Origin of the sequence: Flavobacterium franklandianum (genome assembly GCF_007097365.1) — a bacterium.
Classification (GTDB): domain Bacteria; phylum Bacteroidota; class Bacteroidia; order Flavobacteriales; family Flavobacteriaceae; genus Flavobacterium; species Flavobacterium franklandianum.
Map to the genome: position 1 here is coordinate 21,842 of NZ_VJZR01000017.1, position 16,408 is coordinate 38,249.

The 16,408-nt window shown below is 34.6% G+C and carries 12 protein-coding genes and 1 tRNA gene; 6 read left to right on the forward strand and 7 right to left on the reverse strand.

Going from position 1 to position 16,408, the window contains the following annotated elements; all coding sequences use genetic code 11:
* The first annotated feature begins 32 nt into the window (after positions 1 to 32).
* Both FNW17_RS14490 and FNW17_RS14495 read left to right on the forward strand, forming a co-directional pair.
* Positions 33 to 2,618 (forward strand): phosphoenolpyruvate carboxylase, encoded by a 2,586-nt coding sequence (locus tag FNW17_RS14490; RefSeq protein ID WP_143389472.1) that lies wholly within the window; start codon positions 33 to 35, stop codon positions 2,616 to 2,618.
* A gap of 52 nt (positions 2,619 to 2,670) precedes the next feature.
* A complete protein-coding gene (locus FNW17_RS14495; protein ID WP_144072016.1) occupies positions 2,671 to 3,186 on the forward strand; it encodes a DinB family protein in 516 nt (171 codons plus the stop codon).
* A gap of 110 nt (positions 3,187 to 3,296) precedes the next feature.
* On the opposite strand, the gene recQ is transcribed toward FNW17_RS14495, so the two are convergent.
* The 6 genes from recQ to aroB all read right to left on the reverse strand — a co-directional run bounded on the left by recQ (position 3,297) and on the right by aroB (position 9,732).
* Positions 3,297 to 5,408, reverse strand: a complete 2,112-nt coding sequence (recQ, locus tag FNW17_RS14500) for a DNA helicase RecQ (RefSeq protein WP_144072017.1) — start codon at positions 5,406 to 5,408, stop codon at positions 3,297 to 3,299.
* Between the two features lie 86 nt (positions 5,409 to 5,494).
* The gene (locus FNW17_RS14505) at positions 5,495 to 5,911 is read right to left on the reverse strand and encodes a DNA primase (RefSeq protein ID WP_144072018.1); all 417 of its coding nucleotides are present in this window, start codon (positions 5,909 to 5,911) and stop codon (positions 5,495 to 5,497) included.
* Between the two features lie 8 nt (positions 5,912 to 5,919).
* A complete protein-coding gene (locus FNW17_RS14510) occupies positions 5,920 to 6,891 on the reverse strand; it encodes a deoxyhypusine synthase family protein (protein ID WP_143389468.1) in 972 nt (323 codons plus the stop codon).
* Positions 6,892 to 6,974: 83 nt separating this feature from the next.
* The gene (locus tag FNW17_RS14515) at positions 6,975 to 8,375 is read right to left on the reverse strand and encodes a type III PLP-dependent enzyme domain-containing protein (RefSeq protein ID WP_143389467.1); all 1,401 of its coding nucleotides are present in this window, start codon (positions 8,373 to 8,375) and stop codon (positions 6,975 to 6,977) included.
* A 53-nt stretch (positions 8,376 to 8,428) separates the two neighbouring features.
* Positions 8,429 to 8,608: a hypothetical protein gene (locus FNW17_RS14520; RefSeq protein WP_143389466.1), complete on the reverse strand. Its 180-nt coding sequence runs from the start codon at positions 8,606 to 8,608 to the stop codon at positions 8,429 to 8,431.
* Positions 8,609 to 8,664: 56 nt separating this feature from the next.
* Positions 8,665 to 9,732 carry a 3-dehydroquinate synthase gene (aroB, locus tag FNW17_RS14525; RefSeq protein WP_144072019.1) on the reverse strand — a complete coding sequence of 356 codons (1,068 nt, stop codon included), beginning with the start codon at positions 9,730 to 9,732 and terminating at the stop codon, positions 8,665 to 8,667.
* Positions 9,733 to 9,824: 92 nt separating this feature from the next.
* On the opposite strand from aroB, the gene FNW17_RS14530 reads away from it, so the two are divergent.
* On the forward strand, positions 9,825 to 10,994 hold the full coding sequence (locus tag FNW17_RS14530; protein ID WP_144072020.1) for a proline dehydrogenase family protein: 1,170 nt from the start codon (positions 9,825 to 9,827) through the stop codon (positions 10,992 to 10,994).
* Positions 10,995 to 11,133: 139 nt separating this feature from the next.
* Here FNW17_RS14530 and FNW17_RS14535 read toward each other — a convergent pair whose 3' ends face one another.
* Positions 11,134 to 12,921, reverse strand: a complete 1,788-nt coding sequence (locus FNW17_RS14535) for an ABC transporter ATP-binding protein (protein ID WP_144072021.1) — start codon at positions 12,919 to 12,921, stop codon at positions 11,134 to 11,136.
* Between the two features lie 146 nt (positions 12,922 to 13,067).
* Between FNW17_RS14535 and FNW17_RS14540 the strand changes: the two genes are divergently transcribed.
* The 3 genes from FNW17_RS14540 (at position 13,068) to FNW17_RS14550 (ending at position 16,349) form a co-directional block, all read left to right on the forward strand.
* Positions 13,068 to 13,142, forward strand: a tRNA-Val gene (locus FNW17_RS14540).
* Positions 13,143 to 13,306: 164 nt separating this feature from the next.
* Entirely contained in the window at positions 13,307 to 15,631 is a 2,325-nt protein-coding gene (locus tag FNW17_RS14545; protein ID WP_144072022.1) for an ATP-dependent helicase, read from the forward strand.
* Between the two features lie 97 nt (positions 15,632 to 15,728).
* Entirely contained in the window at positions 15,729 to 16,349 is a 621-nt protein-coding gene (locus tag FNW17_RS14550; protein ID WP_144072023.1) for an L-threonylcarbamoyladenylate synthase, read from the forward strand.
* The last annotated feature ends 59 nt before the right edge of the window (positions 16,350 to 16,408 follow it).

A 16,408-nucleotide genomic window follows, 5' to 3' on the forward strand; every position in this document is an offset into this window, starting at 1 on the left:
TACGAACTACAAACTAACTAATTAACCAATTTATGTATACTCATCCTAAAATTGAACGATTCAAAGAAGAAGTCCTTTCTAAATATAACATCTATAATAGTGTTTTTATTACACTCCCGTTTGATTCAATAGACAATACTGGGGCACTACTCCCATTATTTACAGATGGTTGTGAAAATGGATTCAAAAAACAAGAAACACCTAAAGAAATTTTAGATTTATTTGCTCAAAAATACCTTAGTGGTGCTTCAGAATCAGAAAAAATTGATTTAATGTTTCGTTTTATTCAATATATAGAACGTCAAATAGTACTATTTGATGCTGTTGAAGATGCGGCATTCCCCGTTGTGAATAATATGGAAGGAAGAGGTTCTTTGCGTGATATTAAAGAAAAAGCGTCCGCTAAAGAAAAAGAATTAGAGTTAATTTCATTTTTAGAAAATTTTAATGTTCGAACGGTTTTAACAGCTCATCCGACTCAGTTTTATCCTGGCTCTGTTTTGGGAATTATCAACGATTTAACCGAAGCAATTCGTAAAAATAACTTGCTCGAAATCAAACAATTGTTAGCTCAATTAGGTAAAACACCTTTTATTCAAGCCGAAAAACCAAACCCTTTTGACGAAGCGGTAAGTTTGATATGGTATCTTGAAAATGTATTTTATGAAACTGCTGGTGAAATAGTACATTATCTTCAAAAAAATATTTTGAACGGAAACTTAATACAAAATCAAATAATAAAACTTGGTTTTTGGCCCGGAGGTGATCGTGATGGAAATCCTTTTGTAACCACAGAAATTACTCTTAAAGTAGCCGATAGATTAAGGACATCCATTTTGAAATGTTACTATCGCGAAATGAGAAATTTAAAACGTAAACTTACTTTCTCTCAAGTAGATGTACTTGTTGCTGAGCTCGAAAACAAATTGTATCGTTCTGTTTTTTACTCTAAAGGCGAAATTTATATCACTTTAGATGAGTTTAAATCTCAATTAAACAAAATAAGAACCATTCTTATAGAACGCAATCAATCTTTATACCTAGATGAATTAGAAGCGCTTCTTATCAAAGTAAATTTATTTGGTTTCCATTTTGCCTCTTTAGACATTCGTCAAAATAGTAAAATACATGATGCTGTTTTTAAAGATGTTGTACAGTATTACTTGAATTCAAATTCTGAAGTTTTTCCAAAGAATTATTTTGAATTAACAGAAAGTGAAAAAATAGAAGTCTTGTCAACCATCAAAGGAAATCTTGATTCGAATGTATTTGAAAATGAAATTACAAAATCGACTATTGAGTCGATGCAAGCGATTAGACAAATACAAAAAAATAACGGAGAATTTGGCTCAAATCGTTATATCATAAGCAATAATGAAAGCGCGTTGAATGTTATGGAAACATTTGCACTTTTCAAATTAAACAATTGGGAGAATCCTACCGTCGATATAATTCCTCTGTTCGAATCAGTTGACGATTTACAGAATGCTTATGTAATTATGGAAAAGTTGTACACTAATCCTGTATATATGGCGCATTTAGCATCGAGAAATAATAAACAAACTATAATGCTTGGTTTTTCTGATGGGACTAAAGATGGTGGGTATTTGATGGCGAATTGGAGTATTTATAAAGCAAAAGAGGAATTGACGGCAATGTCAAGAAAATACGGAATTAAAGCGCTGTTCTTTGATGGACGTGGTGGTCCTCCAGCTCGTGGAGGAGGTAAAACTCATAAATTTTACGCCTCTCTAGGACCAAAAATTGAGAACAATGAAATTCAGGTTACGGTACAAGGGCAAACCATAAGCTCAAATTTTGGAACTTTAGACTCTTGTCGCTATAACCTAGAAAATTTATTAAGTGCTGGTGCTACAAATCAAGTTTTTAATAAACAAAAAAATATTTTATCAGTTAGCGAAAAAGAAATTTTAGATCAATTAGCTGAGTTGGGCTACGAAAAATATTTGAGTTTTAAAAATCATCCAAAATTTATTCCTTATTTGGAGCAAATGAGCACTTTAAAATATTATGCTAAAGCCAATATTGGAAGTAGACCATCAAAAAGAAGTATGTCTGAACATTTAGATTTTGCCGATTTAAGAGCCATTCCGTTTGTGGGCTCGTGGAGTCAATTAAAGCAAAATGTACCTGGATTTTTTGGAGTAGGTACGGCATTAAAATATTTTGAGGATACTAACAATTGGGATAAAGTTCAGAATTTATATAATGATTCTTTATTTTTTAGAACCTTGTTAGAAAACAGTATGATGTCATTGGCAAAATCCTTTTTCCCTTTGACCGCTTATATGAAAAAAGATCCTGAATTTGGAGCATTTTGGCAAATTATATACGATGAGTTTTTAGAAACTAAACGTTTATTATTAAAAATTGCTGGACATAATGAATTGATGGAAAACTATCCTGACGGAAAAGCTTCGATTGACATAAGAGAGCGTATAGTGTTGCCTTTGTTGACCATACAACAATATGCTTTATTAAGAATTAATGAATTGAACAAGGAGCAAAAACCAGATTTAGATTTGATTCAGACTTATGAAAAGATTGTGACTCGTTCTCTTTTTGGAAATACAAACGCAAGTAGAAACTCAGCTTAAAATATAATTTTAGAGTTTAGATTGTTTCGGAGAAAGATTTAAAAATTAATATATGAATTCAAATCAATTGCCAGTAAATGAATATTCTGAATTCAATGCGACGTATATCAAAGCGATTGAAAATGTAGAATTATTGGAAGAATTAGAAATCAGTTTACACGATTTTATCAAATTTGTTCAGAATATTCCAATGGACAAATTTGATTATCGATACGCCGAAGGCAAATGGACTATCAAGGATATTATCCAGCATATTATCGATGCCGAACGGATTTTTGGTTATCGTGCCTTGCGAATTTCAAGAAATGACCAAACGGCATTACCTGGATTTGAGGAAAATGATTATGTCGAAAATACGAATGCCAATAGTAGAAGTATTCAAGAATTATTAACTGAATTTTCGGCTGTTAGACATTCTAATTTATTACTTTTCAAAAGTTTCTCGGATGAACAATTGACAAGATTAGGAATTGCATCCAATCATACAATTTCAGTAAGAGCTATCGGATTTTTAATTATTGGACATATGAAACACCATCAAAGAGTTTTTCAGGAAAGGTATTTGTAAAATTTACAGCAAAGGCACTAAGTCGCAAAGTTTAAAAAAAGTTTATAAATTCGGAAATAAGAATTTATAAACTTTTTTTCTTTGTGTCCTCTAGACTTTGCGGTATTTTTTTAATTTATAAGTGCTTCTTTTTCAATCACGGCCAAACCAATCCTGATTTTATCATACGCGATTTTTTCTTCAAAATAATCGAAGTATGGTTTTAAAGCATTTGGCGATTCCAGTTTAATTTTGGCTTCCACAATTTTTGAAATTTCTTCTCTTGTGATGTAAGTACTCAAATCTATCGGATGTCCATCGCTATATAATTTGGCTAGATGCGAAGTAATTGTGCTCAAACCCAAATTTCTTTTGATAGCAATTTCTTCAACGGTTAACCCAGATTGCAATAATTCCAAAGTTTCTTTGAAAGTGCTCCCTTCTTTTTTTGCTCGGACGGTTTTGCTTTTTTGAAATTCAATAATTGCTTTTATAAACAAATCGCCATATTTTTCTAACTTGGCTTTTCCAACTCCGTCAATGTTCAAGAATTCGTCATCGCTCATTGGTCTTTCGGCCTCGAGTTGTTTTAAAGTAGCATCGTTAAAAATGATGTAGGCAGGAACTCCTTCTTCCTTGGCAATTTCGGAACGTAGTTTTCTGAGAGTTTCAAAAAGTGAATTGGCTGCGGCTTTAGTTACTCGTTCTTTGGTTTCTAGTTTTTCTTTGCTTATTTTTTGAACGGTTGTCAATTGCACTTTTTCGCCTTCAAATAAAACTTTCTGGGCAAAGGACGTTAATTTTATTCTGTTTTGCTGATGAAAAGCAATTTCGCAATACCCTAAATTAATCAGTTGAATAAGATATTGGTTCCAATCATACCAAGAAATATCGGCACCAACAGCGTAGGTTTTTAAATTTTGATATCCTTTTTCATAAATAGAAGCATTTTTCGAACCTCTCAAAAAGTCAACGATTACGGGTAATGCTTCCGATTCTTGCAAACGAATAATGGCCGACAATGCCTTTTGGGCAATGATGGTTCCATCGAAAAAAGCGGGTGGATTTTTGCAAATATCGCAATTGCCACAATTTTCGGTGACCAATTCTCCAAAATAGGAAAGCAAAATTTTTCTGCGACAGCTCAACGCATCGGCATATTGCTTCATTCGTTCCAATTTTGCCAGTTGTACTTCGGCATTCAATCCTTCGGAAGCAAATTTTTGCAACTGAATCATATCACCATAACTTTCGAACAAAACCGTTTCGGATGGTAAACCATCCCGACCAGCACGTCCAATTTCCTGATAATAGCCTTCAATATTTTTGGGTAAATTATAATGAATTACCCAGCGGACATTGGATTTATCGATTCCCATTCCAAAAGCAATAGTGGCGCAAACTACTTGACATTCGTCATTGATGAATTCATCTTGAGTATTGGAGCGAAGTTTGTTATCTAAACCTGCGTGATAGGCCTTGGCATTAATTCCATTTTTTTGCAATTTTTCGGCAAGTTCTTCCGTAGTTTTTCGGCTTAAGCAATAAACAATACCACATTCATTAGGTTTGTCTTTTATAAAATCGATAATTTGTTTCACTCGGTCTAAAGCGGGACGAACTTCTAAACTTAAATTTTTTCTGTCGAATGAAGCCACGAATATTTTGGGGTTGACCAAATTTAATTGATCCGAAATATCGGTTCGGGTGGCTTTATCGGCTGTAGCGGTCAATGCCAGAATTGGAGTAGAAGGGAAGCGGTTTTTTAGATAACCCAAATTAGTGTAAGCTGGTCGAAAATCGTGACCCCAAGCCGAAATACAATGCGCTTCGTCAATAGCAATGAGACTCACAGTAACTTGATTGAAAGCATTTTCGAGATAGGATAAACTTTCCGGAGTAACATAAACCAACTTGACTTTGTTGTCTTTTAGATTCTGAATGTGTTGATTTTGTTCTTCACTCGATTGACTGCTGTTGATGAAACAAGCGGCAATTCCATTGGCTTTCAAGCTATCCACCTGATCTTTCATCAAGGCGATTAATGGCGAAATAACAATCGTAATTCCGGGTAAAACTAAAGCGGGGAGTTGAAAACAAATGGATTTTCCTCCCCCCGTTGGCATAATCGCCAAAGTATCTTGTCCAGAGAGGATGCAATTGATAATGTCTTCTTGATTGGGTCTGAATTTTTCGAACCCAAAATTTTCTTTGAGTTTGGTGTGTAAAATTTGTGTTGTCATTTTGGCGTATATTTTTTAGCTTTTAAAAATAATAAAAAAAGGAACTCATTTAGAGTTCCTTAGCTATATTTTTGTTAAAAAATTAATTATTCATCGTCTTCATCTTCCTCCCCATCAACTGTGTCAGCTTGGTTATTATCATCATCATCATCGTCATCATCACCAGAATCATCATCGTCTTTGAAGTCAGGTTTGTCTAAACTAGCACCGTCATCGATGTCGTCGTCTTCGTCGTCTAGGTCAATACCTTCGTCTAATGGTTCAATTTCGGCTGCAATTTCATCGTCTTCATCATAATTTTCGATTCTATCGGCAAGTTTGGTACTAATTTTTACTAAGTAAATAGTATCTTCTGTACGAACTTCGACAGCTTCAATTAATTCGTTTTGAGCATTTCTAAAACGGATAATATTTGAATCATCATAGCCATCCGGAAATTTATCTACCAATAGATTTAAAATTTCGTGGGTAAGTTTTGCGTAATCAACAATTACTCTTTTCATAAATTCTTCTATAAGTCTAATAAATAAGCGAAAATTAACGGAGCAACAATAGTAGCATCCGACTCGATAATAAACTTGGGAGTTTTTATGTCTAATTTACCCCAAGTGATTTTTTCATTTGGCACTGCTCCAGAATAAGAACCATAACTGGTGGTTGAATCTGAAATCTGGCAAAAATAACTCCAAAACGGAATATCATGCATTTCCATATCTTGATACAACATTGGAACCACACAAATTGGAAAATCTCCTGCAATTCCGCCGCCAATTTGGAAAAAACCAATACCTTTAGCACTGTTTTTTGGATACCAATCTGATAAATAAACCATATATTCAATACCCGATTTCATTGTTGAGGCCTTCAAATCCCCTTTGATAACATACGAAGCAAAAATATTTCCCATCGTACTGTCTTCCCAACCTGGTACAATAATAGGTAAATTTTTCTCTGCTGCTGCATACATCCAGCTGTCTTTTAAGTCAATTTCGTAATATTCTTCCAAAACGCCTGAAAGTAGCATTTTATACATAAATTCGTGAGGAAAATAGCGTTCCCCATTATCATCTGCATCTTTCCATAACTTGTAAATATGTTTTTGCAAACGACGAAACGCTTCGTGCTCTGGAATACAAGTATCAGTAACACGATTCAAACCTCTTTCTAGTAAAGCCCATTCGTCTTCGGGTGTCAAATCACGATAATTTGGCACTCTTTCGTAATGAGAATGTGCCACCAAATTCATAATATCTTCCTCAAGATTTGCTCCTGTACAAGATATAATTTGTACTTTATCCTTGCGAATGATTTCCGCAAAAATTTTCCCGATTTCGGCGGTGCTCATAGCACCAGCCATACTTACCATCATTTTTGCACCGTTGGCTAATTGTTGTTCGTATGCTTTCGCCGCATCTACTAACGATGCTGAATTAAAATGCAAATAATGCTTTTCTATAAATTGACTAACTGGTCCTTTACTCATTTTGTTTTTTATTGTTTGAGGCGTATTCTTGAGTGTTCAAAGAAAATATTTTTTTTTGAGAACTACAATGAAAACTTTTAAAATTATTTTTTATTGTAGCCTAATATATCCAATACGTCATCGGCAGTTTGCTGTTCAGAGAAAACTTCGGTTGCCAAGATCCCGTTTTCGTCACGGTCAATCAAAATGTGTTTCGGTTGTGGAATCAAACAGTGGTGCAAACCTCCGTAACCTCCAATGGTTTCTTGATATGCTCCTGTATTAAAAAAACCAATATAAAGTGGTTTTTCTTTATTGTATTTTGGCAAATAGATGGCATTCATATTTTGCTCTGAATTATAATAATCATCACTATCACAGGTCATTCCCCCTAGTAAAACTCTTTCATAGGTATCGTTCCAACGGTTGACCGCCAACATAATAAATCGTCTGTTTATCGCCCAAGTATCTGGTAAAGTGGTGATGAAAGAGGAATCAATCATATTCCATTTTTCCCTGTCATTTTGTTGTTTTTGATACAAAATTTGATAAATCGCACCACCGCTTTCTCCAACTGTAAAAGACCCAAACTCCGTAAAAATATTAGGAACATCTACTTCGGCTTCATCGCAAGCAATCTTAATTTGATTGATGATTTCGTCAATCATATATTGATAATCATATTCAAATGCTAGCGAATTTTTGATAGGAAATCCGCCACCAATGTTTAATCCATCGAGTGTAGGGCATTCTTTTTTCAAAGCTACATATACTTTGATACATTTTACCAATTCGTTCCAATAATAAGCATTGTCATTGATTCCTGTATTGATAAAAAAGTGTAACATTTTGAGTTCCAGTTTTTTATTTTCTTGGATTTGCTTTTTGTAAAACTGAACAATGTTTTTATAACCAATCCCAAGTCGTGAAGTATAGAACTCAAATTTGGGTTCTTCCTCAGCTGCAATACGAATTCCTATTTTAAATTTTCGTTTGATATGCTCTTGTAAAAGGTCTAATTCTTCATAATTGTCAATTATTGGAATCGTATTTTTATGACCATTATTAATCAATCTCGCAATGTTTTCAATATATTGATCTCTTTTGAATCCGTTACAAATCACATAAGTGCTTTTGTTTATTTTACCAGAATCCAATAGTTTTTCTACAATATTAATATCGAAAGCCGAAGAAGTTTCAATGTGAATGTTGTTCTTAAAAGCTTCGTTCATTACATACTCAAAGTGAGAACTTTTGGTACAATAGCAATAGTAATATTTGGCCTCATAATTGTTTTTTTCCATCGATTTACGAAACCAGCTTTTGGCTTTGTTAATGTTATTGGAAATTTGAGGTAAATAAGTAAATTTTAATGGTGTTCCGTATTGTTCAACCAATTTCATTAAATCGATATTGTGAAACTCTAGGTTGTCTTTGTTTAATGTAAATTCTTCTTGTGGAAAATAATAAGTTTGATTTATTAAATCGAAATATTTTGTATTCATTTGATTTTTATAATTTTAGATTAATTTAATTGAAATATTAATTAAGCTAAAATTCAAACTCTAATGTTTTCAAAAACGATTTGAAGCTTTTCATTTTCGGCTTTCAAATAGGAGAAAATATCAAAACTAAAAGTATCTTTAATAGTAAAAAAGCGTCTCAATATTCTTAAAAAAGAACTACTGTTTTCGTTTTTTATAGCACTATAATTTCTTGTGTTTTGACTTTTTTTCATTTCTGCAAATGTAAAAAATATTATATACCAATTGCAATCCTTTTTTATAAAATTAATTAAGATTTATAATCTTGGAAAGCCTTTAAAATCAGTTCGTTTTCAACAGATTGATTAATTTTAATTTTTCCGATACCTTCAATCAGTGCAAATTGAATGTTTCCGTACTCATTTTTTTTGTCGTGAATGAGCAATTCCAGTATGGGTTTGATGTCATTATCTTCAAAAACCACAGCATCATAGATTGTTTTTATTGTAGTTTTTATCTGACTGTACTCTTCTAAGGTTAGTAAATTTTTCTCTAACGAAATATAACTTTCCAAAATCATGCCTATAGCGATAGCTTCACCGTGCAATAAATTTTTCTTGTTTTTATTATCTAAAAAATAGCTTTCAATGGCGTGGCCTAATGTGTGACCAAAATTCAAGGCCTTACGGATATTTTTTTCGGTTGGATCCTGTATTACAATTTCGTTCTTGATTTCGACAGAACGGTAGATTAACGCATCGAAATCGGCAAAATCAATGGCTTTCAGATCCAGAAATTGTTCCCAATACCCTTTGTCATATATCAATCCGTGTTTGAGCATTTCAGCAAGACCGGAACGCATTTCTTCTTTAGAAAGTGTTTCTAAATATTGGGTGTCAATTAGCACCATTTTTGGCACATTAATTACACCAACTTGGTTTTTAAGGTTCCCTAAATCAACCCCAGTTTTCCCACCAACCGAGGCATCGACCATTGAGAGTAAAGTAGTTGGGATATGAATAAAATCGACTCCACGCTTGAAAGTTGACGCCACAAAACCACCCAAATCAGTGACAACTCCGCCACCAAGATTCAGAACAAGACTTTTTCTATCGGCTCCAAGTTCGGTCAATACATTCCATAATTGAACACAAGTTTCAATATTTTTATTGGGTTCGCCCGCTTCAAATTCAATAATTTCTATAGTAAGTTTAGTGGCTAAATAAGGAAGAAATTGAGGCAAACAGTACTCATTAGTATTGCTATCTACGATAATAAATAAGTTCGAATATTTGCTTTCGTTGAGAAACGAATTTAGAGCTTCGTATCCTGTTTCGTTGAAATATATTGGATAATTGTTGGCTTGAATGGATTGCATAATCTTTGATTAATTTAAAGCGCAAAATAAGGTAATTTTTGCTGAATAATTTTGAAAACTCTCTCTATATTTGTACAAAAATATAACAAATAATGAAAAATTTATTCGATAACACACAAATTGCCTTTTCATTAAAAAGCGATACTGAACTTGATAGAGCTTATTTTCTATTCAAATTAATTGCAAATGAACCACTTGTTCGAATTGGAACAGCGGTTACAAATTTTGCCTTAAAAGCAAGTTTACCCGTAGAAGGATTAATTCGTGCCACAGTTTTCGACCATTTTTGCGGTGGAGTGAATGAGGATGATAGCTTAAAAGTAGTGGACAAGTTGATTACCAAAGGTGTTTCTTCGGTTTTGGATTATTCGGTAGAAGGTAAGGAAGAAGAAGAACAATTTGATGCCGTTTTGGAAAAAACACTGAAATTGATTGAGTTTGCCAAAGAAAAAAAGGCAATTCCGTTTGCAGTTTTCAAGCCATCAGGTTTTGGACGCATTGATTTATACGAAGAAGTGAGTTTAGGAAAAAAATTAACATCTGCTGAAACCGAAGAGTGGAATAGAGTAGTGGCCCGTTTCGAAAAAGTATGCAAAGCATCTTATGATAGTGATGTCGCTTTATTAATTGATGCCGAAGAAAGCTGGATGCAAGATGCTGTAGATAATTTGGTTTTAGCAATGATGGTTAAATACAATAAATCGAAACCAATTGTTTTCAATACTTTGCAAATGTACCGTTGGGATCGATTGGATTATTTGAAAAAATTGCACGAAAAAGCAAAACAAGAAGGATTCTTTATTGGAATGAAACTGGTTCGTGGTGCTTATATAGAAAAAGAAAATGAACGCGCTATCGAAAAAGGATATCCAACGCCAATTTGTGCTTCAAAAGAAGCCACCGACGAAAATTATGATGCTGCCGTAAAATATATGGTCGATCATCTTGATATGATGTCTATTTTTGAAGGAACTCACAACGAAGCCAGTACGTATTTCTTGATGAATTTAATGACAGAAAAAGGAATAAAATCGACTGAGAATAGAATTTGGTTTGGTCAATTATACGGAATGAGCGATAACATCAGTTATAATTTGGCCGACAGTGGGTATAATGTTGCCAAGTATTTGCCTTTTGGCCCTGTAAAAGATGTGATGCCTTACTTAATTCGTCGTGCCGAGGAAAATACTTCGGTGGCGGGACAAACTAGCCGTGAATTAGCAATGATAAAAGCGGAGAGAAATAGAAGAAAAGGGAAGTAGTAGTTATTGTAACACTGATAACACGGATTTACTTCGTAAAGCGCGAATAAAAACTGATTTTACTTGTATGAACAACAAGAAGAATCAGTTTTTATCCGCGTTTTCGCTTTTGCGAATCCGTTTCATCTATGTCCATAAATTAAGAATGACTAAACTGCAAATTACTCAAGTTTTTATAAATACCATTTTCTAAAACAATCAATTCCTGGTGCGTTCCTTGTTCGGCAATCACACCTTTATCGAGCACTAAAATTTGATCTGCCTTGCGAATAGTCGAAAGACGGTGCGCAATAATAATGCTCGTTCTTCCTTCCATCAAAATTTCTAAAGCTTCCTGAACCAGTTTTTCGCTTTCGCTGTCCAATGAAGAGGTGGCTTCGTCCAAAATTAAAATACTTGGGTTTTTAAGCAAGGCTCTAGCAATTGCTACTCGTTGTCTTTGTCCTCCAGAAAGTTTAACGCCTCTTTCACCAACGATAGTTTCAAATTTTTCAGGGAAACTTTCGATAAAATTCAAAGCATTAGCTTGTTTGGCAGCCAGCATAATTTCTTCATCCGAAGCATCTGGATTTCCGTAAGCAATGTTTTCTTTGATGGTGCCACCAAATAAAATCACATCTTGAGGAACAATACTCATGTTCCCACGAAGATTTTCTAGGTCATAATCATAGATGTTTTTTCCATCTACCAAAATTTCGCCACTATCAATATCGTAAAAACGCAACAATAAGGAAGCAATAGTAGATTTTCCAACACCACTTGGTCCCACAATGGCTATTTTTTGACCAAAATTAGCAGTGAAATTCACGCCTTTAAGTACTTTCATTTCTTTTCTGGAGGGGTAGGTGAAGGTCACATTTTTGAAAGTGACATTGCCTTGTATCTTTTGTACGGAATGTGAGTTTTGAGTGGAATTGATTTTTTCAGGTGTTTCTTCTAATAGTTCGAAAACACGTTCTGTTGCACCAATTGCCTTTTGGATTTGAGCATACAATTCGGCAATACCTCCAAATGAAGCGCCAACGAAAGTAGAATATAATACAAAAGAAATTAATTGTCCCACACTCATTTCGCCACTAATACTCAATCGCACGCCAAACCAAACCACAGCAACGATGGCTCCAAAAAGACAAAATATGATAAAGGAAGCAAAGTAACCTCTGTATTTTCCGCCTTTGATGGCCAGTTTCACCACTTCCTTGATTTTCCCGTCATAACGGGCAATTTCGTACCACTCGTTGGCGAAAGCCTTAACGATACTGATTCCTTGCATCGTTTCCTCAACAATTACTTGACTTTCGGCAACCTGATCTTGTACTTTTTTGGAATATTTTCGAATGAAACGGCCAAAAATTACCGCTGCAACTGCTACTAGAGGCACTACAGAAAGCATTAACAAAGTAAGTTTTACGCTTTCGGTAGCCAATAAAATGACTCCACCGATGATTAAAATAAATTGTCTTAAAAATTCAGCTATTGTTGAAGTTAGGGTGTCTTGAATTTGAGTAATATCAGCACTGATGCGGCTGTTTAGTTCGCCAACACGTTTTTGAGAAAAGAAAGACATTGGTAATTTTACCAAATTACTGTACAAGGATAACCGAAGATTGGCTAAAGTATGTTCCGTAAAATTGACGAATAACGATAATCTAAAAAAGGAACAAATCGATTGCAAAAACAAAATGACAATCAGTAATAGGGCTATATTATTGGCTTGGTCATAACTTTTGTTCTTCACACAGTCAATTAGCAATCCCATCAATTTTGGAAAAGCCAAAGCGGTTGCACCAGTTAGCAAAAGGAAAATTAATCCAACATAAAATTTCCAACGATGACTTCCTGCATACTTAAAAATGAGAGTAGCTTTATTTAATGAAGTTGCAGTAATTTTGGATTTGGGTAAATCATTTTCTTTGAAATGTGCCATTTAGAATCTTTTGTTTTTACAAATATAATACTATACTGATTCATTGATAAGAATTATGTTTTATTTCAAATTAAATTCAAATTTTATTTTTTTAAAATTTTGTTTGTGAATTCAATATCTAAGTGTATATTTGCACTCACAAATTAGGGCGATTAGCTCAGCTGGTTCAGAGCACCTCGTTTACACCGAGGGGGTCGGGGGTTCGAACCCCTCATCGCCCACAAAAACTTCAACAGAAATGTTGGAGTTTTTTTTATGCCTTTTGGTATGTTTTTTCAAAATGGTAAACCAAAATTTGTGGATTTAAAAAAACGATTATTTTGGTTTTATTTAAATCAAATTTCTAAATCTTAAATCCTTATTTTTGCATTCAACAGAAAATTTTATGCAGAAATACATCGACCAACTTAACGAAGCCCAACGCGAACCCGTTCTCCAAAAAGACGGGCCAATGATTATTATTGCCGGTGCAGGCTCTGGAAAAACACGTGTATTGACTATTCGAATTGCTTATTTGATGAGTTTGGGTGTGGATGCTTTTAGTATTTTGTCATTGACATTTACCAACAAAGCGGCACGTGAAATGAAAAAGCGTATCTCTGATATTGTGGGCTCCAGCGAAGCCAAAAATCTTTGGATGGGAACTTTTCACTCCGTTTTTGCACGAATTCTGCGTTCCGAAGCCGATAAATTAGGCTATCCTTCCAACTTTACAATTTATGATTCCCAGGATTCTGTTCGAGCCATTTCTGGTATTATCAAGGAAATGCAATTGGATCGAGATGTTTATAAACCAAAGCAGGTTTTAAGCCGAATTTCTTCATATAAAAATAGTTTAATCACTGTAAAAGCCTATTTCAATAATCCCGAATTACAAGAACAAGATGCGATGAGCAAAAAGCCTCGTTTGGGCGAAATTTATCAAAATTATGTCGATCGTTGTTTTAAAGCGGGAGCGATGGATTTTGATGATTTGTTATTAAAAACCAATGAATTACTAACTCGTTTTCCAGAAGTTTTGGCAAAATACCAGAATCGTTTTCGTTATATTTTGGTCGATGAGTACCAAGATACCAACCATTCGCAGTATTTGATTGTTCGTGCTTTGTCGGATAAATTCCAGAATATATGCGTCGTAGGCGATGATGCGCAAAGTATTTATGCGTTTCGAGGTGCCAACATCAACAACATCCTGAATTTTCAGAAGGATTATGAAGGCGTGAAAACCTTTCGATTAGAACAAAATTATCGTTCTACCAAAAACATTGTAGAAGCAGCCAATACAATAATTGACAAGAATAAAACCAAACTCGACAAAATTGTTTGGACAGCCAATGATTTTGGACCAAAAATAAAAGTGCATCGCAGTTTAACCGATAGCGAAGAAGGACGTTTTGTCGCCAGTACGATTTGGGAGCAAAAGATGCAACACCAAATGATGAACGGGCAATTTGCGATTTTGTATCGTACCAATGCGCAATCTCGTGCTATGGAAGATGCGCTTAGAAAGAGAGATATTCCGTATCGAATTTATGGTGGGTTGTCTTTTTATCAAAGAAAAGAAATCAAGGATGTATTGTGCTATTTGCGATTGGTTATTAACCCAAAAGATGAAGAAGCACTTGTTCGTGTCATCAATTATCCGGCTCGTGGAATAGGGGACACGACAGTCGAAAAATTGACTGTTGCCGCCAATCATTACAAACGCTCCATTTTTGAAGTGATGCAGAATATTGATAAAATTGATTTGAAACTGAACTCGGGAACCAAACAAAAACTTCAGGATTTTGTAACGATGATTCAGAGTTTTCAAGTGATTAACGAAAATCAAGATGCTTTTTATATTACCGATCACGTGGCCAAGAAAACAGGATTGGTTCAAGAATTAAAGAAAGATGCTACTCCGGAAGGAATGGCAAAAATTCAAAATATTGAGGAATTATTAAACGGTATCAAGGATTTTACCGAAGGGCAACGAGAGATTGATGGTACTCGTGGCGCTTTATCCGAATTTATGGAAGACGTGGCTCTAGCAACAGATTTAGACAAAGACACTAGCGATGAAGATCGTGTGGCGTTGATGACGATCCATTTGGCCAAAGGATTGGAATTTCCACACGTTTTTGTGGTGGGAATGGAAGAAGATTTGTTTCCTAGCGCGATGTCTATGAGCACTCGAAGCGAACTCGAGGAAGAACGTCGTTTGTTTTATGTAGCCTTGACACGTGCGGAACATCAAGCGTATTTAACCTATGCCCAATCCCGTTATCGTTGGGGAAAACTGACGGATAGTGAACCATCGCGTTTTATCGAAGAAATCGACGGACAATATCTCGAATATCTTACCGCCGAAGAAAATAATTATCGATACAAACCAATGATTGACAGTGATATTTTTGGTGATATTGATAAATCGAAATTGCGTTTGGCGAAACCAGCCAATGGCACGCCTCCCAAGAAATTTGGAGAAGAATCCGCACCAATTATTCGAAAATTAAAACCAGTTTCTAGTAATCCCTTAGCTGAAGGTCCAAATTTATTTGACAATAAATTGACTGCAGGAAATATCGTGATACACGAGCGTTTTGGCAAAGGAGAAGTGCTAAACCTCGAAGGTTCTGGCGCAGACAAGAAAGCCGAAATCAAATTTGAAGTCGGTGGCATTAAAAAATTGTTGTTGCGTTTTGCAAAATTGGATGTGATTGGGTAAGAAAAAAAGTTTAAAGGTTGTTTTAATAATGGTTTAAAATTGTTTAAGCCAATACAACTTTAAACTTTTAAACAATTTAAACTTTAAACTAAAAGAAATGGCACAATTCATAAAAATATACGAAGACAAACCTAACGAAGCGGCAATTGCCAGAGTTGTTAAGGTTTTGCAAGATGGCGGTTTGGTGATTTATCCAACCGACACGGTTTATGGTTTGGGATGCGACATTACCAATACCAAGGCTTTGGAACGCATTGCCAAAATAAAAGGAGTGAAGTTAGAAAAAGCAAACTTCTCTTTTATTTGTCACGATTTAAGCAATCTTTCCGATTATGTTAAGCAAATAGATACCGCTACTTTTAAGCTCTTAAAAAAATCTTTGCCAGGACCATACACTTTCATTTTGCCTGGAAATAGTAATTTACCAAAGGAATTCAAGAAGAAAACCACGGTCGGAATACGTATTCCTGATAATTCAATTGCCCTAGAAATCGTTCGACAATTGGGAAATCCTATTGTTTCGACATCCATTTATGACGAAGACGAAGTGATAGAATACACCACAGACCCAGAACTTATTTTCGAAAAATGGCAAAACCTTGTCGATATGGTTATTGATGGAGGTTATGGTGACAATATTGGTTCAACCATTATAGACTTGTCAGGTGATGAACCAATTGTTGTAAGAGAAGGAAAAGGGAGTTTGGATATTCTTTAGAAAGTGGTCAGTGTTCAGTTGTCTCAGATTCAAAATTAGTATTCAGAAAAAACCACAAA